This is a genomic window from Variovorax restrictus, from assembly GCF_051216715.1.
Taxonomy (GTDB): Bacteria; Pseudomonadota; Gammaproteobacteria; order Burkholderiales; family Burkholderiaceae_C; genus Variovorax.
In genome coordinates this window covers 1,379,825-1,398,409 of the sequence record NZ_JBPJZH010000001.1, presented here as the reverse complement: position 1 = coordinate 1,398,409, position 18,585 = coordinate 1,379,825, and the positions used below count along the sequence as shown (strand labels likewise).

The 18,585-nt window shown below is 66.1% G+C and carries 20 protein-coding genes; 5 read left to right on the top strand and 15 right to left on the bottom strand.

The genetic code is table 11. From position 1 onward, the window contains the following. Positions 1–13: 13 nt before the first annotated feature. A complete protein-coding gene (accD, locus tag ACSFA0_RS06505) occupies positions 14–886 on the top strand; it encodes an acetyl-CoA carboxylase, carboxyltransferase subunit beta (RefSeq protein WP_435449391.1) in 873 nt (290 codons plus the stop codon). 4 nt (positions 887–890) lie between these two features. Here the strand turns inward: accD and ACSFA0_RS06500 are convergent, their stop codons facing one another. Next, complete coding sequence (locus ACSFA0_RS06500; protein ID WP_435449390.1) at positions 891–1,445, bottom strand: YggT family protein; 555 nt, start codon at positions 1,443–1,445, stop codon at positions 891–893. 139 nt (positions 1,446–1,584) lie between these two features. Between ACSFA0_RS06500 and ACSFA0_RS06495 the strand changes: the two genes are divergently transcribed. The 4 genes from ACSFA0_RS06495 to ACSFA0_RS06480 all read left to right on the top strand — a co-directional run bounded on the left by ACSFA0_RS06495 (position 1,585) and on the right by ACSFA0_RS06480 (position 5,672). Next, positions 1,585–2,229: an LON peptidase substrate-binding domain-containing protein gene (locus ACSFA0_RS06495; RefSeq protein ID WP_435449389.1), complete on the top strand. Its 645-nt coding sequence runs from the start codon at positions 1,585–1,587 to the stop codon at positions 2,227–2,229. A 94-nt stretch (positions 2,230–2,323) separates the two neighbouring features. Beyond that, on the top strand, positions 2,324–3,856 hold the full coding sequence (gene lysS, locus ACSFA0_RS06490; RefSeq protein WP_435449388.1) for a lysine--tRNA ligase: 1,533 nt from the start codon (positions 2,324–2,326) through the stop codon (positions 3,854–3,856). Continuing rightward, positions 3,850–5,121 carry an Hsp70 family protein gene (locus ACSFA0_RS06485; RefSeq protein WP_435450913.1) on the top strand — a complete coding sequence of 424 codons (1,272 nt, stop codon included), beginning with the start codon at positions 3,850–3,852 and terminating at the stop codon, positions 5,119–5,121. Before lysS ends, ACSFA0_RS06485 begins: the two co-directional genes overlap by 7 nt. Next, a complete protein-coding gene (locus ACSFA0_RS06480) occupies positions 5,118–5,672 on the top strand; it encodes a YgjP-like metallopeptidase domain-containing protein (protein ID WP_435449387.1) in 555 nt (184 codons plus the stop codon). Before ACSFA0_RS06485 ends, ACSFA0_RS06480 begins: the two co-directional genes overlap by 4 nt. On the opposite strand, the gene nagZ is transcribed toward ACSFA0_RS06480, so the two are convergent. From nagZ to ACSFA0_RS06410, 14 genes are all read right to left on the bottom strand, one after another. Further along, the gene (gene nagZ / locus ACSFA0_RS06475) at positions 5,639–6,709 is read right to left on the bottom strand and encodes a beta-N-acetylhexosaminidase (protein WP_435449386.1); all 1,071 of its coding nucleotides are present in this window, start codon (positions 6,707–6,709) and stop codon (positions 5,639–5,641) included. The two genes, ACSFA0_RS06480 and nagZ, sit on opposite strands and share 34 nt — an antisense overlap. Continuing rightward, positions 6,706–7,113 (bottom strand): holo-ACP synthase, encoded by a 408-nt coding sequence (acpS, locus tag ACSFA0_RS06470; protein ID WP_435450912.1) that lies wholly within the window; start codon positions 7,111–7,113, stop codon positions 6,706–6,708. The genes nagZ and acpS overlap by 4 nt, the downstream gene beginning before the upstream one ends. Before the next feature lie 4 nt (positions 7,114–7,117). Beyond that, positions 7,118–7,885 carry a pyridoxine 5'-phosphate synthase gene (locus ACSFA0_RS06465; protein ID WP_435449385.1) on the bottom strand — a complete coding sequence of 256 codons (768 nt, stop codon included), beginning with the start codon at positions 7,883–7,885 and terminating at the stop codon, positions 7,118–7,120. Positions 7,886–7,890: 5 nt separating this feature from the next. Then, entirely contained in the window at positions 7,891–8,664 is a 774-nt protein-coding gene (gene recO, locus ACSFA0_RS06460) for a DNA repair protein RecO (RefSeq protein ID WP_435450911.1), read from the bottom strand. 6 nt (positions 8,665–8,670) lie between these two features. Continuing rightward, on the bottom strand, positions 8,671–9,603 hold the full coding sequence (era, locus tag ACSFA0_RS06455; protein ID WP_435450910.1) for a GTPase Era: 933 nt from the start codon (positions 9,601–9,603) through the stop codon (positions 8,671–8,673). Positions 9,604–9,641: 38 nt separating this feature from the next. After that, positions 9,642–10,337, bottom strand: a complete 696-nt coding sequence (rnc, locus tag ACSFA0_RS06450) for a ribonuclease III (RefSeq protein WP_435449384.1) — start codon at positions 10,335–10,337, stop codon at positions 9,642–9,644. 2 nt (positions 10,338–10,339) lie between these two features. Then, a complete protein-coding gene (locus ACSFA0_RS06445; RefSeq protein WP_435449383.1) occupies positions 10,340–10,714 on the bottom strand; it encodes a DUF4845 domain-containing protein in 375 nt (124 codons plus the stop codon). A 24-nt stretch (positions 10,715–10,738) separates the two neighbouring features. Next, positions 10,739–11,710: a signal peptidase I gene (gene lepB, locus ACSFA0_RS06440; protein ID WP_435449382.1), complete on the bottom strand. Its 972-nt coding sequence runs from the start codon at positions 11,708–11,710 to the stop codon at positions 10,739–10,741. Between the two features lie 5 nt (positions 11,711–11,715). Further along, positions 11,716–13,527 (bottom strand): translation elongation factor 4, encoded by a 1,812-nt coding sequence (gene lepA / locus ACSFA0_RS06435; protein WP_435449381.1) that lies wholly within the window; start codon positions 13,525–13,527, stop codon positions 11,716–11,718. Between the two features lie 522 nt (positions 13,528–14,049). Beyond that, positions 14,050–15,537, bottom strand: coding sequence for a DegQ family serine endoprotease (locus ACSFA0_RS06430; RefSeq protein WP_435449380.1), 1,488 nt, complete (start codon positions 15,535–15,537; stop codon positions 14,050–14,052). 115 nt (positions 15,538–15,652) lie between these two features. After that, positions 15,653–16,699 (bottom strand): MucB/RseB C-terminal domain-containing protein, encoded by a 1,047-nt coding sequence (locus tag ACSFA0_RS06425; RefSeq protein WP_435449379.1) that lies wholly within the window; start codon positions 16,697–16,699, stop codon positions 15,653–15,655. Positions 16,700–16,740: 41 nt separating this feature from the next. Beyond that, a complete protein-coding gene (locus ACSFA0_RS06420; RefSeq protein ID WP_435450909.1) occupies positions 16,741–17,418 on the bottom strand; it encodes a sigma-E factor negative regulatory protein in 678 nt (225 codons plus the stop codon). 13 nt (positions 17,419–17,431) lie between these two features. Next, positions 17,432–18,100, bottom strand: coding sequence for an RNA polymerase sigma factor RpoE (gene rpoE, locus ACSFA0_RS06415; protein ID WP_435449378.1), 669 nt, complete (start codon positions 18,098–18,100; stop codon positions 17,432–17,434). Next, positions 18,097–18,573: a hypothetical protein gene (locus tag ACSFA0_RS06410; protein WP_435449377.1), complete on the bottom strand. Its 477-nt coding sequence runs from the start codon at positions 18,571–18,573 to the stop codon at positions 18,097–18,099. Before ACSFA0_RS06410 ends, rpoE begins: the two co-directional genes overlap by 4 nt. Positions 18,574–18,585 lie beyond the last annotated feature (12 nt).

The following is an 18,585-nucleotide window of genomic DNA, read 5'->3' as shown; positions in this document are numbered from 1 at the left end:
TCCAGGAGAACCCATGAGCTGGCTAGAAAAACTGCTTCCCCCGAAAATCGAGCAGACCGACCCGAGCGAGCGCCGCCAGGTGCCCGAAGGTCTCTGGATCAAATGCCCGAGCTGCGAGACGGTGCTCTACAAGACCGACCTCGAGCACAACCAGAACGTCTGCCCGAGCTGCGCCCACCACCACCGCATTGGCGCGCGCGCCCGTCTCGACGCCTTCCTCGACGCCGAAGGCCGCTACGAACTCGGCCAGGAAGTGCTGCCGGTCGACGCCCTGAAGTTCAAGGACAGCCGCAAGTACCCCGAGCGGCTCAAGGAAGCGCTGGAGAACACCGGCGAGACCGACGCGCTCATCGTCATGGGCGGCTCGGTGCACAGCATCAGCGTCGTGGTCGCCTGCTTCGAGTTCGAGTTCATGGGTGGCAGCATGGGCAGCGTGGTCGGCGAGCGCTTCGTGCGCGGCGTCGAAACCGCGATCGAGCAGAAGGTGCCCTTCATCTGCTTCACCGCCACCGGCGGTGCGCGCATGCAGGAAGGCCTGCTCTCGCTGATGCAGATGGCCAAGACCAACGCCGCGCTCACCCGGCTCGCCAAAAAGGGCTTGCCCTACATCAGCGTGCTGACCGACCCAACGATGGGCGGCGTGAGTGCCGGCTTCGCCTTCGTCGGCGACGTGGTCATTGCCGAGCCCAAGGCGCTGATCGGCTTCGCCGGCCCGCGGGTGATCGAGTCGACGGTGCGCGTCACGCTGCCCGAAGGCTTCCAGCGCTCGGAGTTCCTGCAGACCAAGGGCGCGATTGACTTCATCAGTGATCGCCGCGCATTGCGCAAGACCATCGCCAGCACGCTGGCCATGTTGCTGCGCCAGCCTGCCGACGCGGTGATCTGACGCCCTAGAGCCTGAAAACGCTGACCATCACGCTGCCGAGCACGATCGCCACGACCTGCAGCAGCACGATGGCGGCGAGCGGCGACAGGTCGACGCCGCCGACCAGCGGGATGATGCGGCGCAGCGGCCGCACGATGGGTTCGGCCAGCCGAGACACCAGGTCGAGCAGCACGGCCGACGCGCCCGGCACCCACGACAGCACCGCGTAGACGACCAGCAGCGCGGTCAGGGCCGACACCGCCAGCTGCGCCAGCCCGACCAGCGACACCAGCGGCAGGATCGCCATGCGGCTGAAGTTGCCGATCAGCAGCCACAGCAGCAGGAACTTCGCCATCACCAGCAGCCAGGCGGCGATCAGGCTGGCGAGGTCCCATCGCTTGGCCGACGGCACGATGCGCCGCAGCGGCATGACGATCCAGTCGCTCACGGCGAAGATGAAGCGCCCCAGCGGATTGCCGAAGGGCACGCGGTGGTACTGCATGTAAAGCCGCAGCAGGCAGGCGCCGCCCAGGAGGCCGACGATGACGTCGAGCAGGAAGGAAGGGATCTGATAGAGCATGGCGCGCAACCGGCGTGAAAGGAAGGCGATGATAGTCAGACACCAGTGGCGCAACCGTGTCCGGCGCAAGGCCCTGAGGCTTTCCGCGTGACGATGATCTGCTAGGGTGGCGTCCGAGAGACACACGCCCTCCGCCACCATGCCGACGCCCCTCCCCTCGCCGCTGCCGCTGTTCCCGCTGGGTTCGGTGCTCTTCCCCGACGGCTACCTGCCGTTGCGCATCTTCGAGGTGCGCTATCTCGACCTCATCGGGCGCTGCCACAAACTCGGCCTGCCCTTCGGCGTTGTCAGCCTGACCCAGGGCGCCGAAGTGCGCGTGGCAGGGGCTGGCACAGAGCGCTTTGCCGCCGTAGGCACCGTCGCGACCATCCGCAGCTTCGAGGTGCCGCAGTCCGGCCTGATGCAGATCGAATGTATCGGCACCCAGCGCTTTCGGGTGCGCAGCAGCGAGCTGCAGAAGCATGGCCTGTGGATGGCCGAGGTCGAGGCCATCGCGGCCGACGTGACCGTCGAGATCCCCGCAGACCTCCGACACGCGGCCGAAGCCCTGCGCCGGCTGATCGACACCCTCGAGGAGCGTCGGCGCATGGAGCAGCAGGAAGACCTGCGCCTGCCCATGGCCGAGCCGTACCGTTTCGACGACTGCGGCTGGGTCGCCAACCGCTGGTGCGAGCTGCTGCCGATGCAGTCCGAACTCAAGCAGCGGCTGATGGAACTCGACAGCCCGCTGATGCGGCTCGAACTGGTGAGCGACCTGCTCGAGCGCAACGGCATCGGGCGCTGAGCCGGATGGACGGTGTTCGGCCCGCTTCCGAGGGGCCGGCCGCTAAAATGGCGGGTTTTGCGCGGCACCGCCGGTGCCATCCAGCCTGCTTCACATGACCGAACCCACCACCTCCCCCGCGCCCGCGATCGACGACAACCAGCTCATGGCGGAGCGTCGCGAGAAACTCAAGGCGCTGCGCGCGGCGCAGGCCGGTGGCAAGGAGGTCGCCTTCCCGAACGACTTCAAGCCCGCGCACCGTGCCGCGGCGCTGGTCGCCGCCCACAGCGAGACCGACGCGGCGTCGCTGGAGGCGCAGGCCGTCGTGGTCAGTGTGGCCGGTCGCATGATGCTCAAGCGCGTCATGGGCAAGGCCAGCTTCGCGACGCTGCAGGACAGCACCGGCCGCATCCAGCTCTACGTCACGCGCGACGCGCTCGGCGAAGAGGCCTACGCCGCCTTCAAGCATTACGACCTGGGCGACATCCTCGGCGCCGAAGGCACGCTGATGAAGACGAAGACCGGCGAGCTGTCGGTCAAGGTGAGCAAGCTGCGGCTGCTCACCAAAAGCCTGCGCCCGCTGCCCGACAAGTTCCACGGCATGGCCGACCAGGAGCAGAAGTACCGCCAGCGCTATGTCGACCTGATCACCGACGAGACCGCGCGCGACCGCTTCAAGGCGCGCAGCAAGGCCGTGAGCGCGCTGCGCGAGTTCATGGTGGCCAACGACTTCATCGAAGTCGAGACGCCGATGCTGCACCCCATTCCGGGCGGCGCCAACGCCAAGCCTTTCAAGACGCACCACAACGCGCTCGACCAGGAGATGTTCCTGCGCATCGCGCCCGAGCTGTACTTGAAGCGCCTGATCGTCGGCGGCTTCGAGCGCGTGTTCGAGATCAACCGGAGTTACCGCAACGAGGGCATCTCGGTGCGGCACAACCCCGAGTTCACGATGATGGAGTTCTACGCGGCGTACTGGAACTACCAGGACCTGATGGACTTCACCGAGATGATCATCCGCACGATCGCGAAGAAGACCATCGGCAGCGAGCAGCTCACGTACGGCGGCAAGGCCGTCGACCTGAGCCAGCCCTTCGAGCGGCTCACGATCCGCGAGGCGATCCTCAAGCACACCGAGGCCGGCGAGAACGTCGACGACGCGACGTGGCTCATCAACGCCTTGCGCAAGGTCGGGCTCAATGAGGAAAAGAACAAGCTCTCGCAGCGCAGCCTGGCCAGCCTGCAGGTGATGTACTTCGAGGAAACCGTTGAAGAAAAGCTCTGGCAGCCGACCTTCATCATGGAACACCCGACCGAGATCTCGCCGCTGGCGCGTGCCAACGACGAGCGGCCCGAGGTGACGGAGCGCTTCGAGCTCTACATCACCGGTCGCGAATTCGGCAACGGCTTCAGCGAGCTGAACGACGCCGAGGACCAGGCCGCGCGCTTCAACGCGCAGGTGGCCGCCAAGGATTCGGGCGACGACGAGGCCATGTTCTACGACCACGACTTCGTACGCGCGCTGGAATACGGCATGCCGCCCACGGGCGGCTGCGGTATCGGCATCGACCGCTTCATGATGCTGCTGACCGATTCGCCGAGCATCCGCGACGTGATCCTGTTCCCCGCACTGCGCCGCGAATCTTGAGCACGTCCAACGCCGGCATCGGGATCGATTTCGGCACCTCCAATTCGGCGATCGCCTGGGCGATCGATGGCGGCACCGCCCAGGCGCTGCCGCTCGAAGGCGCGGCCACGACCATGCCGACGGCCCTCTTCTACAACGCCGAAGACCGGACCACGCACTTCGGCCGCGATGCCGTCGCGATGTACCTGGCGGGCGTCGAGGGCCGGCTGATGCGCTCGCTCAAAAGCCTGCTCGGCAGTTCGCTGATGCAGGAGACCACGGCGGTGTACGACGGCCTGGTGAGCTTCCAGGACATCGTCGCGCGCTTCCTGCACGAGTTGGGCACGCGCGCCGAACAGACGCTGGGCCATCGCCCGCAGCGCGTGGTGATCGGCCGTCCGGTGCACTTCGTCGACGACGACGCCAAGCGCGACCGCCAGGCCGAAGACAGCCTGCGCGACGCCGCACGCGCGGCGGGCTTTCGCGACATCGGCTTCCAGTTCGAGCCGATCGCCGCGGCCTTCGACTACGAGCAGCGCGTCACGAAGGAATCGCTCATCCTCATCGTCGACATCGGCGGTGGCACCTCCGACTTCACCGTGGTGCGCCTCGGGCCGGAGCGCGCCACGCAGTCCGACCGCAGCGGCGACGTGCTCGCCACCAGCGGCGTCCACATCGGTGGCACCGACTTCGACCAGCGCCTGAACCTCGAACGCGTGATGCCGACGCTGGGCTTCCGTCACCACGACCCACGCGGCCGCGAGGTGCCGAGCAAGGTCTTCTTCGAGCTCTCGTCCTGGCACCTGATCAACTGGCTCTATGCGCCCAAGGCCGTGCGCCAGGCGCTGGAGCTGCGCACCAGCTACGCCGACACGCGCCTGCACGACCGGCTGATGACGGTGCTGGAAGAACGCTACGGCCACCGCATCGCGAGCGAGGTCGAGCAGGCCAAGATCGACGGCTCGGTCAGCGATGCGCCTGTGACCATCGACCTGTCTTTCGTCGAGCCCGGCCTCGGCGCCGCGCTGACGCCGGACGACATGGCGCAGCAACTGGCCGAATCGCTGAGCAAGGTGGTCGCCAGCGCCCACGAATGCGTGCGGCGCGCCGGCCTGCGCAGCCACGACCTCGACGCGATCTACCTGACGGGCGGCTCGTCGGCCCTGCGGCCTTTCCAGCAGGCGCTGCGGCGCGGCTTCGCGGGCGTGAAGCTGGTCGAGGGCGACCTGTTCGGCGGTGTCGCCGCCGGCCTCGCCTACGCCGCCCGCGACGCGCGCACGGCGTGAAGTACATCGCGCACTACCCGCCTGCCCTGCAGGCACAGGTGCGCACGCTGATGGCCGAACAGGGCCTCGGCCCGATGCTGCTGAAGCGCTACCCGGTCACGCACGCGGTGCGCACCGACCGCGCGCTCTACGACTACGTGATGGCGCTCAAGGCCGAATTCCTGCGCAACGCCGATCCGCTGTCGAAGGTGATGTTCGACAGCAAGCTGCATGTCATCCGCCACGCGCTGGGCACGCACACCACCATTTCGCGCGTGCAGGGCGGCAAGCTCAAGGCCAAGCGCGAGATCCGCGTGGCCAGTCTCTTCAAGGCGGTGCCGCTCGAGTGGCTGCGGATGATCGTCGTGCACGAACTCGCCCACATGAAGGAGCGCGAGCACGACAAGGCCTTCTACGCGCTGTGCACGCACATGGACGCCGACTACCACCAGCGCGAATTCGACCTGCGGCTGTACCTGACGCACCTCGATGCCGGTGGGCCGCGGCTGTGGAATACTGAAGCCGATGACGCGATGCGTCAGACCGGCAACTGCGACAGCGCCCTGCCGTAGGCCGGCGACGCCACCAGCGCGTCCCACGCCAGCGCCGGCGATTGCGGCAGCAGCGCCCGTCGCCGCACCTCGCCCGCCGCATCGGGCTGCCACCGGCCCGCCTGGGCCGCAGCACCGAAGCCATCGAGCAGTTCGTCGAGCGGCGCACCATCACCCACGCTCTGGTTGCACAGCATCGCCAGGTCGCAGCCCGCATCGAGCGCGGCCAGCGCCGCGTCGGTGTAGCTGAGCAGCCGCCCGTCGATATAGCGGCCGGCCTCCATGCTGAGGTCGTCGCTGAAGATCGCGCCGTCGAAGCCAAGCCGGCCGCGCAGGATGTCCTGCAGCCATTTCGAAGAGAACCCCGCCGGCCGCACGTCGACCTTGGGGTAGATCACATGCGCCGGCATCACGGCCGCGAGCGTGCCGGTGAGCCATTCGAAGGGCCGCGCATCGTCTCCCAGGATCGCCTTCAGGCTGCGCCGGTCGACCGGGATCGCGACATGCGAATCGGCCTTCACGAAGCCGTGGCCGGGGAAGTGCTTGCCGCAGTTGGCCATGCCCGCCTGCAGCAGGCCATGCATCAAGCCCTTGGCCAGCAGCGCGGCGACGCGCGGGTCGCGGTGGAAGCTGCGGTCACCGATGACCGAGCTCTCGCCATGGTCCAGGTCGAGCACCGGCGCGAAGCTGAAGTCGACGCCGACGGCGCGCAGCTCGCTCGCCAGCACGAAGCCGGCCGCCGTGCCGGCCTGCACGGCGCGCATCGGGTCGTCCATCCACAGCGTGCCCAGCGTGCGCATCGACGGCAACCGGGTGAAGCCGTCGGTGCGAAAGCGCTGCACCCGGCCGCCTTCGTGGTCGACGCAGATCAGCAGGTCGGGCCGGATCGACTTGATCTCGGCATTGAGCGCCTGCATCTGCGCGCGGCTCTGCCAGTTGCGGGCGAAGTGGATGACACCGCCGACCTGGGGATGGGCCAGACGGCGGCGGTCGTCGGTCGTGAGTTCGATGCCGGCGACGTCGATGACGAGCGGGCGTTGCGTGACGGAAGCACTCATGCGGTGGGAGCGGTGTTTTGTTCGACCACCACGAAGCTGGCCGCGTAGTCGGTTTCGTCGGTGACGGTGACGTGGGCGGTGAGCCCGCGCGCCTCGAACCATTCCTTGAGCACGCCGTGCAGCACGATCACCGGCTTGCCGCTGCGCTCGTTGGCGATCTCGCACAGGCGCCAGCTCATCGGCATGCGCATGCCCATGCCGACCGCCTTGCTGAAGGCTTCCTTGGCGGAAAAACGGGTGGCGAGGTAGCTCAGCCCGCGCTTCGGCCAGCGGGCGCTGCGCGCCTGCCACACGGCGAACTCCGCATCGCTCAGCACCTTGCGCGCGAAGCGTTCGCCCTGGCGCTCGAAGGTGGCGGCGACGCGGCGGACGTCGCAGATGTCGGTGCCGATGCCGTAGATCACACGGTCAGCCGGCGCGCCGCGCGTCGTCGATGCAGCGCAGGTAGTCATGGGTGGTGGCGGCGTAACCCAGTTCGAGTGCGTCGGACACGAAGGCATGGCCGATCGACACCTCCTTGACGCCCGGCACCGCGCGCAGGAAGTCGGTCAGGTTGTCGCGGCTCAGGTCGTGGCCGGCATTGACCTCCAGGCCGACCGCCTGTGCGGCACGCGCGGCCTCCGTATACAGCGCCAGCACCGACGCAGCCCGCGAGGTGCCGCGCGAGGCCGCATAGCCTTCGGTGTAGAGCTCGACGCGGTCGGCGCCGACGGCCTTGGCCTCGGCCATCATCTCGGGCGCCGGGTCCATGAAGAGGCTGACGCGCACGCCGAGCGCCTTCGCCTCGGCGATCAGCGGACGCAGCCGTTCGGCGTCGTCGGGGAAGGTCCAGCCGTGGTCGCTGGTCGACTGGCTTTCGCTGTCGGGCACGAACGTCGCCTGGTGCGGACGGCATTCGCGCACGAAGTCCATCAGGTTGTGGAACGGGTTGCCTTCGATGTTGAACTCGGCGTCTGGCCAGTCGCGGGCCAGCAGGCCGGCGAGGTCTTGCACGTCCTGAGCGCGGATGTGACGGGCGTCGGGCCGGGGGTGCACCGTGATGCCCTGGGCACCGGCGTCGAGGCAGACCGCTGCGGCGAAAAGCACGCTCGGGGTGCCGAGGTGTCGGGTGTTGCGCACCAGCGCGACCTTGTTCAGGTTGACCGAGAGGGCCGTGAGAGGAGAAGGCGTGGTCATGGCGTTCAAAGGGCTTGGAGGTCCCGCATCATCTGCCGGGTCCGCAGGGTGGACACGCCGCAATGGTAGTTCAGCAGGGTGCGCAACTGACCGCGCAACGCACCGTTGCTGCCGGCGCTCAGCGTGGCCACACCGCGCAGCGTTGCGGTGAAGGGCGCCCGGTCGTCCAGCGCCACCTGCAGCGCCTGCCAGTCTGCCCCGGCGAGCGCCGTCTCGTCGTCCCCCGCCTCGCGCAGCCCGGCCTCGGGCAGCAGCGTGTAACGCACGTCGGCCGACAGCGGCGAGAGCGTGAGTGTCTCGGCGTCGAGCGCAGGCAGCAGGCCGACCTCGCGCAGCAGCAGCAGCTCGAAGGCCCGCAACGCTGCCGCCTGCGTGGCGGCCTGGGCGCCGGCATGGTCGCCCGCCAGCACCTCGACCACGCCGGCATAGGCATCGAACAGCGCCTCGTGCGCGTCGTCGCGCGCCAGCAGGCGCAGCAGCAGTTCGTTGATGTAATAGCCCGAGAGCAGCGATTCGCCCGTCGGCATGACGTGGCCACCCATCCACTCGGCGCCCTTCAGCGTGCGGATCTCGGCGTCGCCGCCGTAGTTGAGCTGCAGCGGCTGCAGGGGCAGCAGCACCGGACGGAAGTTGGAACTCGGCCGCTTGGCGCCCTTGGCCACCACCGCGATGCGCCCGTGGTGGCGGGTGAAGGCTTCCAGGATGACGCTCGACTCGCTCCAGTCGTAGCGGTGCAGCACGTAGGCCGGCTCGTGCGAGACGCGCTGGGTGGCCACCAGGCTTGCTTACTCGTAGCCGAAGCTGCGCACCCGGGCCTCGTCGTCGGCCCAGCCGGAGCGCACCTTGACCCACAGCTCCAGGAACACCTTGGCGTCGGCCAGCTTCTCCAGCTCGACGCGGGTTTCCATGCCGATGCGCTTGATGCGATCCCCCTTGTCGCCGATCACCATCGCCTTGTGCGTGTCGCGCTCGACCACGATGGTCGCCGCAATCCGCAGCAGGCGTTTCTGGCCCTTCTTCTGCGGCGGCTCTTCCTCGAACTTGTCGATGATCACGGTCGAGGTGTAGGGCAGCTCGTCGCCGGTCAGGCGGAACAGCTTCTCGCGCACCAGCTCGCCGGCGAGGAATTTCTCACTGCGATCGGTGAGTTCGTCCTCGGCGTAGAACCAGGGCTGCTCGGGCAGGTACTTCTCGCAAATGCCGAACAGGCGTTCGACGTCCTTCGCATTCTTGGCCGACATGGGCACGAACTCGGCAAAGGCGTGCTTGCCCTGCATGGTCTGCAGCCAGGGCGCGATGTCGCCGCGCCGGTGCACGTTGTCGAGCTTGTTGGCGAGCAGCACGGTCGGGATGCCCTTGCCCAGCAGCTTGAGCACCCGCTCGTCGGCGGGCGTGAAGCTGCCGGCCTCGACCACGAACAGGATCAGGTCGACGTCGCCGACAGCGCCCTGCACCGTCTTGTTGAGCGACTTGTTGAGCGCGTTGGCGTGCAGCGTCTGGAAGCCCGGCGTGTCGACGAAGACGAACTGCGTCGCGCCCAGCGTGCGCATGCCGGTGATGCGGTGGCGCGTGGTCTGCGCCTTGCGCGAGGTGATGCTGATCTTCTGGCCGACCAGCGCGTTCAGCAGCGTCGACTTGCCGACGTTGGGTTTGCCGACGATGGCGATCAGGCCACAGTGCTGCGGGCCGACTGCCACCGCATCGGGCGTCGGGGACATGTCTTCTTCGGGGTCGCCAGGGGCGTCGTGGGTGATGTTCATTTTGCTTTCGTGCCGCGCGCCTTGAGCTGGATCAGCATCGCCGCGGCGGCGGCTTGTTCGCCGGCGCGGCGCGAACCGCCGATGCCGCGCTCGGTCAGGCCCAGTTCGACCACCTCGCAGGCCACATCGAAGGTCTGTTTGTGCGCCGCGCCCAGGGTGCCGACCACGCTGTAGACGGGCAGCTTCATTTTGTGCCCCTGCAGCCATTCCTGCAATTCGGTCTTCGGGTCCTTGGCGGCGGCATCCATGCGCGGCGTGATCTCGACGGATTCGTAGAGCCGGTGGACCAGCGCCTGCGCCGCGGGGTAACCGGCATCGAGGTAGACCGCGCCGATCAGTGCTTCCAGCGCGTCGGCCAGGATGGAGGGACGGTTCGGGCCGCCGGACCGGGCCTCGCCCTCCCCCAGCCGCAGCAGCGGCGACAGCGCAAGCTTGACCGCCAGCTGATGCAGCGTGTCCTGCTTGACCAGGTTGGCCCGCACGCGCGACAGATCGCCCTCGGGCAGTTCCGACAGCCGCACGTACAGCAGGTGCGACACCGCCAGGTTCAGGACGGAGTCGCCGAGAAACTCGAGCCGTTCGTTGTGGTCCGAAGAAAAACTGCGGTGCGTGAGCGCGAGCTGGAGCAGCCGCGCGTCGGCGAAGGTGTGCTGGAGGCGCGCCTGCAGCGCAGCATGAGCGCCCTCTGCCACGGTCAGCGGGACTGGCCCTGGCCGCTGTACTTGAGCAACAGGTAGGCCGGGCCGAAGAGGTGGATCTCGCGGTCGTAAGCGAAGGAAACGACCACCTTGTCGCCCACCTTCTGCACGTCGAGGTCCTTGCCGCTCACCGACTTGAAGTCGTCGATGGCCTGGGCCCGGTCGAAGATCGAGCGCACTTCGGGAACTGTCGTGCCCTCGGCCGCCTTGGCTGCGGCCTTCTGGATGGCCTGGTACTCGATGAGCGTGGGAACCACCTGCGCCACCACGACGCCGACGCACGCCAGCACGATGGCGACGAACAGCAGCCCGATGAACGAAATGCCCCGCTGCCTCGCTGCCGAGACCGACCACTGTGCCCTCACTGCCATTGCTCTACCCCTCGAAGATTGCTTTTATTGGAATGCGCCGATGCGCCCGAGATTGCCGAAGTTCATCCAGACGAAGAACGCACGACCGACGATGTTCTTGTCCGGCACGAAGCCCCAGTAACGCGAGTCGAGCGAGTTGTCGCGGTTGTCACCCATCATGAAATAGTGACCCGCGGGCACCTTGCAGACCACGCCCTCGACACTGTAACGACAATTTTCCTGGTTCGGGAAGGCCATGACCTCCACTTCCGAGATGCCGGCGCGGCGGCTGTCGTCGTTGAGCAATTTGTGGGTCTTGTCGCCAAGTTTTTCGGTGTACTGCTTGAGGTAACGCATGGTCTCCTCGTCGAAGTAGTCGGGAATCGCGTCCTTGGTGACCGGCTGGCCGTTGATCGTCAGTTTCTTGTTCAGGTAGGCCACTTCGTCGCCCGGCACGCCGACCACGCGCTTGATGTAGTCGAGGCTGGGCTTGGGCGGATAGCGGAACACCATCACGTCGCCTCGCGCCGGTGCGCGGCCTTCTGTGACCTTGGTGTTGATCACCGGCAGGCGCAGGCCGTAGGTGAACTTGTTCACCAAGATCAGGTCGCCGGTGAGGAGCGTTGGCATCATCGAGCCGGACGGAATCTTGAAGGGCTCGAACAGGAAGGAGCGCAGCAGGAACACAACGAGGATCACCGGGAACAACCCGGCGGTCCAGTCCAGCCACCAGGGCTGCATCAGCAGCCGCTCCCGCGCCTTCGTGTCGACGGTGTCGACCTGGTTGATGCCCTGACGCGCCAGTTCTTCGCGGCGCTGGGCCAGCGAGGTTTCGAGCGTCTCGGCAGCACGCCGGCGCCGCGGCAGGAAGTAGAAGCGCTCAGCCATCCAGTAGAGGCCGGTGACTACCGTCGCCAGGAACAGCAACAACGCGAAGTTGCCTTCGACCGCGCCGAAGTACCAGGCGCCGACATAGCCGGCGAACACGGCGAGGATGAGGGATGTGAGGAATGCCATTTTTATTAGTCTTCGACCTGCAGGATCGCCAGAAAAGCCTCTTGCGGGACTTCGACGGAGCCGATCTGCTTCATGCGTTTCTTGCCCGCTTTCTGCTTCTCGAGCAGCTTCTTCTTGCGGGAGATGTCGCCGCCATAGCACTTGGCGAGCACGTTCTTGCGCAGGGCCTTGATTGTCTCACGCGCGATGATGTTGACCCCGATGGCCGCCTGGATCGCGACGTCGAACATCTGGCGCGAAATGATCTCGCGCATCTTCGAGACCACGGCCCGGCCGCGGTACACGCTCTGGCTGCGGTGCAACATGATCGACAGCGCATCGACCTTCTCGCCGTTGAGCAGAATGTCGACCTTCACCACCTCGGCCGAGCGGTACTCCTTGAACTCGTAGTCCATCGAGGCATAGCCCCGGCTGACGCTCTTGAGCTTGTCGAAGAAATCGAGCACGATTTCAGCCAGCGGCATCTCGTAGGTCAACACCACCTGGCGGCCTTTGTAGGCCATGTTCATCTGCACGCCGCGCTTCTGATTGGCCAGCGTCATCACCACGCCCACGTACTCTTGCGGCATGTAGAGGTGCATGGTGACGATGGGTTCGCGGATCTCGGCGGTCTTGCCGATTTCGGGCATCTTGGACGGGTTCTCGACCATGAGGACGGTGCCATCGTTCTTGACCACCTCGTACACCACGCTCGGCGCAGTGGTGATCAGGTCCTGGTCGAACTCGCGCTCCAGTCGCTCCTGCACGATCTCCATGTGCAGCAGTCCGAGAAAGCCGCAACGAAAGCCGAAGCCCAGCGCCTGGCTGACCTCGGGCTCGTAGTGCAGCGACGCGTCGTTGAGCTTGAGCTTTTCGAGTGCGTCGCGCAGCGCGTCGTATTCGCTCGCTTCGGTCGGATACAGCCCGGCAAACACCTGCGGCTGGATTTCCTTGAAGCCTGGAAGTGCTTCGGTCGCGGTGGCTGCTGCGCCGCCGGTTCCGGGCTTGATCAAGGTCACCGTGTCGCCGACCTTGGCCGCTTGCAGTTCCTTGATGCCGGCGATGATGAAGCCCACCTCACCCGCTTCGAGCGACTCGCGTTTTTCGGTGGCCGGCGTGAACACGCCCAGGTTGTCGGCGCTGTACATCGCGCCAGACGCCATCATTTTGATGCGCTCACCCTTCGCGAGTCGGCCATCGACAACCCGCACCAGCATCACGACACCGACGTACGGATCGAACCAGCTGTCGATGATCATCGCGCGCAGCGCCGCATCGGGATTGCCACGCGGGGGCGGCACCTTGGCAACGACGGCTTCGAGGATGTCGTCGATGCCGATGCCGGTCTTGGCAGAACACAGAATCGCTTCGGTGGCATCGATACCGATCACGTCTTCGATTTCGGACTTGGCGTTGTCGGGGTCCGCGTTCGGCAAGTCGATCTTGTTGAGGACAGGCAGCACCTCGACGCCGAGGTCGAGTGCGGTGTAGCAGTTGGCCACGGTCTGCGCCTCGACGCCTTGCGACGCGTCGACAACCAGCAGCGCGCCTTCGCAGGCCGACAGCGAACGACTCACCTCATACGAGAAGTCGACATGGCCCGGCGTGTCGATCAAATTGAGGTTGTAGACCTGCCCGTCGCGTGCCTTGTAATGCAGCGCGGCCGTCTGTGCCTTGATGGTTATCCCACGCTCTTTCTCGATGTCCATCGAGTCGAGCACCTGCGCTTCCATCTGGCGTTCTTCGAGGCCGCCGCAACGCTGGATCAGTCGGTCCGCGAGCGTCGACTTGCCGTGGTCGATGTGCGCAATGATCGAGAAGTTTCTGATGTGATTCATCAACGGGAACGCTTAAGTACTTGAATTGCCAACGACGCAGAACGCGTCAGGCAAGAAAAAAGGGCGCGTCCGAAAGAGACGCGCCCTGAACCAACAAGCAATGGCAACTGCAGTAGTTGGAGCTTCATTGTAGGCAAAAAGGGGAACGCGTACATGTCGGGACAGGGCCTGCGGGGCTCGTTGCGGGTCAGCAACATCAAAGTTATGAACAGCTTATTCACAAAAGCATGGGACAACCTATAGGACAACTTGTGGGCGATCTGTGGAGCGCCGGTGGACTGTCGCTGAGCTTCTCGCATGGTGAAGAGATCCTGCGCTCTTATGCATGAGGAGTGCCGGCTCAGGCCCGTATTCTACTGAAATGTGTTGTTAGTTAACTTTATTTGTTTGTGAACACTAACTTCAAATACCGCCGGGCACCATCTAAAAAAATCAGTTCGGATGACCTGACGCGCCGCCTTTCGCCCTAAAAAAAGGCCCCAAACCCGACTAGCGGGTGGGGCCACTGAAAGCGCTTGACGCTCAGCGCGTCGGGCGGATCAGGGTGTACTGCGCCCATTCTCCCCGGCGGAACAACACGCTCACGGGCTTGGACTTGTCGGCCTTCCCCACAGCCGATTCGAACTCCTTGATGTTCGCCACTTCGATGTTCCCCACAGCGAGGATCACGTCGCCTTCCTTCAGTCCGGCACGGGCCGCGTTGTCGGTGGCGGCTTCGATCTTCACGCCGCCGCGCAGCTTGATCTCCTTCTTCTCCGCCTCGGTCAGGTCACTGACCGCCAGACCGAGCGACTTGGCCGCTGCGGAGGCGGACGGCTTGGGCGTCGGCTCTTCGCGCTCGACCGCCGTGCGGGCCGGCTTGTCGGCTTCGATCTCGGCGACAGTCACCGACAGATCCCGCGAGCTGCCACGGCGGAACACCGTCAGCGAACTCTTGGTGCCAGGCTTCGTGTTGCCGACCAGCCGCGGCAGATCGCTCGGCTTCTCGATCGCCTTGCCGTCGAACTTGGTGATGATGTCCCCCGCCTCGATGCCGGCCTTCTCGCCCGGCGATCCGGCTTCGACGCTGCGCACCAACGCGCCTTGCGCCTTGCCGAGGCCGATGGACTCGGCAACGTCCTTCGTCACTTGGTCGATGCTCACGCCGATCCGCCCGCGCGAGACCCGCCCGGAGGTTCGCAACTGCTCGCTCACGCGGATCGCCTCGTCGATCGGGATCGAGAACGAAATGCCCATGAAGCCACCGGAGCGCGAGTAGATCTGGCTGTTGATGCCGACCACCTCACCGCGCATGTTGATCAGTGGACCACCCGAGTTGCCCGGGTTGATCGCCACGTCGGTCTGGATGAACGGGAGGTAGTCACCGGTGTCGCGCTGCTTGGCGCTCACGATGCCGGCGGTCACGGTGTTGTCCAGGCCAAAAGGGGAACCGATGGCCATCACCCATTCACCGACGCGCAGCTTCGACACGTCGCCCATCTTCAGCGAGGGCAAGCCGGTGGCATCGATCTTCACAACCGCGACGTCGGTGCGCTTGTCCGCACCGATGATCTTCGCCTTGAACTCGCGCTTGTCCGGCAGGGTGACCATCACCTCGGACGCGCCCTCAACGACGTGCGCGTTGGTCATGACGAAACCGTCCGGGCTCAGGATGAAGCCGGACCCCACGCCACGCGGTCGCGACTCTTCCTGCCGATCCTGGGGTCGGGGCGGCGTCTGTCGCGGCTGGCCCGGCTGCCCGGGCAAGGGTTGGCCGAAGAAGCGGCGGAAGAACTCCTGCATCTCCTCGTCCATCTCGCCATTGCCGGCTCCGCGCTGTGCGACCTTTTCCACCGTCCGGATGTTGACCACGGCCGGGCCGACCTGATCGACCAGATCGGTGAAGTCCGGGAGCGTGCGGGTCTGCGCCTGCGCCGCCGTGGTCGGCAATGCGGCGCCAATCACCGACAAGGCCAAGGCACATGCGAACACGTAGGACTGGAGCTTCTTACCCTCGACTTGCAACGTCATCTTCGAATCTCTCTTCCATGCAAAACTGCAAACGACACGGCGCTATGAATGCGAAAGAAGCAATTGGTTCAGCACGATCGCCATGCAACGGCACCTGGCCGGCGACCCGAACCCGTCAGCGCGTGCGCACCAGCCCCTGCGCGAAGGCCTGCAGCGTCTGCGGTGGTACTTCGCCGACGGCTGTCAGCCACCAATCGCCGCCTTTATCGGAGATCCGGCGGGTGAGCGTGTAGGTCGCGCCCAGGGTCATCAGTGCTTCGCTCTGCTGGCGTTGTGCATCGTACGGCTCGACGAACAGAGACACCGAGGCCAACCCGTCGGTAAACGTCCATTGCATCGTGCGCTCGGGCCTGGATTCGCCGCCCAGTGCCCGCCGGTAGCAATTGACAGGCTTGAAGCCCGGCACCGGCTCGCGCAGAGACCAGCCTTCGGCGGCAGCCGTGGTGCGTTCAAGCGCAGACTTTTCCACCCGGTAGCCGGCCGTGTTGCCCATCATCTGTGCCAGGGCATGCGCCTTCACGGGCGCCTCGAACTGCAGTTCGGAAAACGCGGACTGCTCCACAACGCGACCCTCGCCGTCCACCGTCTGAAGTGCGACCACCAGGCCGGTGCGGCGCTCGCTCCACACCCGGTAGCCGAAACGCAGCCCATCGCGCGGCGCCAGTTGCAACACGTCGGCATCGAAGCCGGCGACGCGGCCTTTGCCAAGCGGACGGGCATCGTAGAAATCGCCGACGGCCGAGTCCGGCACACCAGGCAGGTTAGGGAAGAAATCGAGGTTCTCGCGCTTTTCACTCTTCACGACCTTCTCTTCCGGGAAGAAGGTCATCACGTGGTCGTTACGACGAAAGGTGGAGCGCGGCGCACCCGAGAGCGCCTCGATGCGCTCGGTCAGGATGTCGCCGTCGGCGACATGCCAGATGCGTGAACTCGACAGATTGCCGGTGGCCGCCGACACGACGAAGGTGCCGACATAGGTGCGCTGGCGCGAGGCGGCATGCATGCGCTGCAACCAATCGACGGTGCTGAGCACCGGTGCGGCTTCTGCCGGCGAGGCACCCGAGGCCTTCGGCAGCCCCGCAGGGGCGTTGCGCGTCTGCGCCGTGGCCCAATGCGCGGCGCAGAGGGCGGTCACCACCAGCAAGGTGCGGCGTACGTTCATCGGGGGTTGGTCGTTCCGAAAGTGGACATCATCGGCGCCGCTCAGCGCGAGGGGCTTTCGAAGGTGGCGTTGCGCAAAAAGCCGGACGGCATCTGGGCGCCGCCTGCGGCTTGCCGATGTGCTTCGAGCAACTGGTCCAGGCGCGGATCACGCAGCATCACCTGCGGTGCATTCGCACCACTGCCGACCAGCACGCGGGCTCCACCCGGGTTTACCGTGGGCGCGCTCTGCTGCATGGCGGCGAGCACCGACCCCTCCGCTGAAGGCTGCGCAGGCGCAGCGTCTTGCGACGCCAGCTGCGGGCCCGACGTCGGCACGGCAACACCGTTGCCGACCCAGGCCCACCCGATCGCCGCAGCGGCGGTCAACGAAGCCACACCCGCCACCAGCTTCCAGCGGAAGACGGGCTCGTTCGCGGCCGGCGCACGGACCATGGGCACGGACTGGGGCTGCACGACAGGCATCGCCTTCGGCAGCGACTGCACGGGCTCAGCGGCGAGCCGCGCCTGGAAACGCGCGAGGAACTGGTTGCCGTCGGTGCAAGCCGGCTGCCGACCTGCGCGCAGCACATCGCCCACCACGTGATACGTGCGCCAGGTGGCCTGCAATTCGTCGTCGGCGCACAGGCGATCGACGGTCTGGGCGAAATCGTCGCCTTCAAGGCGGCCGTCCGCCAGGGCGGACACCGCTTCGCGCACGGACTCTTGGGTAGTTTTCATCTGGTTCACCTGCTTACCAACGCTTGCCGGACTGGTTGTCGAGCATGGGCTTGACCCGTGCCGAAATCGCTTCACGCGCTCTGAAGATGCGCGAACGAACCGTGCCGATGGGACAACGCATGACCTCGGCAATTTCTTCGTAACTCATCCCCTCGATCTCGCGCAACGTGACCGCCTGCCGGAGTTCGGCAGGCAAGGCATCCATCGCGGCCTCGACCGCGGCCGCGATCTCATTCGCGGCCATCACGGTTTCGGGGGTTTCGTCGCTGATTGGTTCGTTTCCGGGCCGGTAAGTTTCATCGTCGTCCGTGGAAGATGAGCGCAGCGCCGCCTCGGAGACGGTCGGGTCGCGCTTCATGTCGACCAGCGCCTTCTTGGCGGTGTTCACCGCAATCCGGTAGAGCCAGGTGTAGAACTGCGCATCGCCCCGGAACTGGTGCAAGGCCCGGTAGGCGCGAATGAAGGTTTCCTGCGCGATGTCCTCCACCAGGTCGACGTCGCGCACCATCCGACCGATGAGGCGCTCGATGCGCCGCTGGTACTTGATGACGAGCAGTTCGAAAGCCTTTTGATCGCCCGCGACCGTGCGCTGGACAAGCTGGAAATCGACCTCGCCGGGACGCGGCCCTGCCTCGCCAGCCGGGGCAGCGTCGGGGGGAACGGGTGGAGGAGAGGCTGTCATCGAAACGAGGAAGGCGCGCCGGGCGCCGATGCATCGGACGATGGCTCGTCCGCGGCCGTTGCCGGGGCGCGCGAATATACCGCACGCCGAACGGCCGTCCATCGTGCGGGGTCGGCGCGCCGCTCAAGCCACAACCAGCATGAGGGGCGCCCGGGTTCGACCAGTTGCAACAGCATCAGCGCCTGCAGATCGAGCCCGACCTGTGCGCGCGCTGCGGACTGCGGCCGCTGACCGGACCATGACCAGTACTGACCGTCGTAGCGCAGCAGCCCAGAGTGCCGATAACCGCCGAAGCGCCACGCCATGCCACCGGCCAGCAACACGCTCGCCAGCAAAAGAAGCGCTCGGCCGTCGACATCGGTGCCCACGGACGCGCTGACGCCGACCGCGCCAGCCACCCAGAAGGTCGACCGCAGAAGCTGCGCCACGCGCGATGGCCCCACGGGGAAGCTCACCGCCGGGGCGCTGTGCATGGCACGGAATGC

What these genes read in the sequence shown, in the direction of transcription:
- lysS (WP_435449388.1), top strand. Translation starts at nt 2,324, where the DNA reads ATGACCGAACCCACCACCTCCCCCGCGCCCGCGATCGACGACAACCAG.
- ACSFA0_RS06430 (WP_435449380.1), bottom strand. Translation starts at nt 15,537, where the DNA reads ATGACGTTGCAAGTCGAGGGTAAGAAGCTCCAGTCCTACGTGTTCGCA.
- ACSFA0_RS06500 (WP_435449390.1), bottom strand. Translation starts at nt 1,445, where the DNA reads ATGCTCTATCAGATCCCTTCCTTCCTGCTCGACGTCATCGTCGGCCTC.
- ACSFA0_RS06445 (WP_435449383.1), bottom strand. Translation starts at nt 10,714, where the DNA reads ATGGCAGTGAGGGCACAGTGGTCGGTCTCGGCAGCGAGGCAGCGGGGC.
- ACSFA0_RS06495 (WP_435449389.1), top strand. Translation starts at nt 1,585, where the DNA reads ATGCCGACGCCCCTCCCCTCGCCGCTGCCGCTGTTCCCGCTGGGTTCG.
- rpoE (WP_435449378.1), bottom strand. Translation starts at nt 18,100, where the DNA reads ATGACAGCCTCTCCTCCACCCGTTCCCCCCGACGCTGCCCCGGCTGGC.
- ACSFA0_RS06420 (WP_435450909.1), bottom strand. Translation starts at nt 17,418, where the DNA reads ATGAAAACTACCCAAGAGTCCGTGCGCGAAGCGGTGTCCGCCCTGGCG.
- lepA (WP_435449381.1), bottom strand. Translation starts at nt 13,527, where the DNA reads ATGAATCACATCAGAAACTTCTCGATCATTGCGCACATCGACCACGGC.
- ACSFA0_RS06425 (WP_435449379.1), bottom strand. Translation starts at nt 16,699, where the DNA reads ATGAACGTACGCCGCACCTTGCTGGTGGTGACCGCCCTCTGCGCCGCG.
- nagZ (WP_435449386.1), bottom strand. Translation starts at nt 6,709, where the DNA reads ATGAGTGCTTCCGTCACGCAACGCCCGCTCGTCATCGACGTCGCCGGC.
- accD (WP_435449391.1), top strand. Translation starts at nt 14, where the DNA reads ATGAGCTGGCTAGAAAAACTGCTTCCCCCGAAAATCGAGCAGACCGAC.
- lepB (WP_435449382.1), bottom strand. Translation starts at nt 11,710, where the DNA reads ATGGCATTCCTCACATCCCTCATCCTCGCCGTGTTCGCCGGCTATGTC.
- ACSFA0_RS06465 (WP_435449385.1), bottom strand. Translation starts at nt 7,885, where the DNA reads ATGACCACGCCTTCTCCTCTCACGGCCCTCTCGGTCAACCTGAACAAG.
- era (WP_435450910.1), bottom strand. Translation starts at nt 9,603, where the DNA reads ATGTCCCCGACGCCCGATGCGGTGGCAGTCGGCCCGCAGCACTGTGGC.
- ACSFA0_RS06410 (WP_435449377.1), bottom strand. Translation starts at nt 18,573, where the DNA reads ATGCACAGCGCCCCGGCGGTGAGCTTCCCCGTGGGGCCATCGCGCGTG.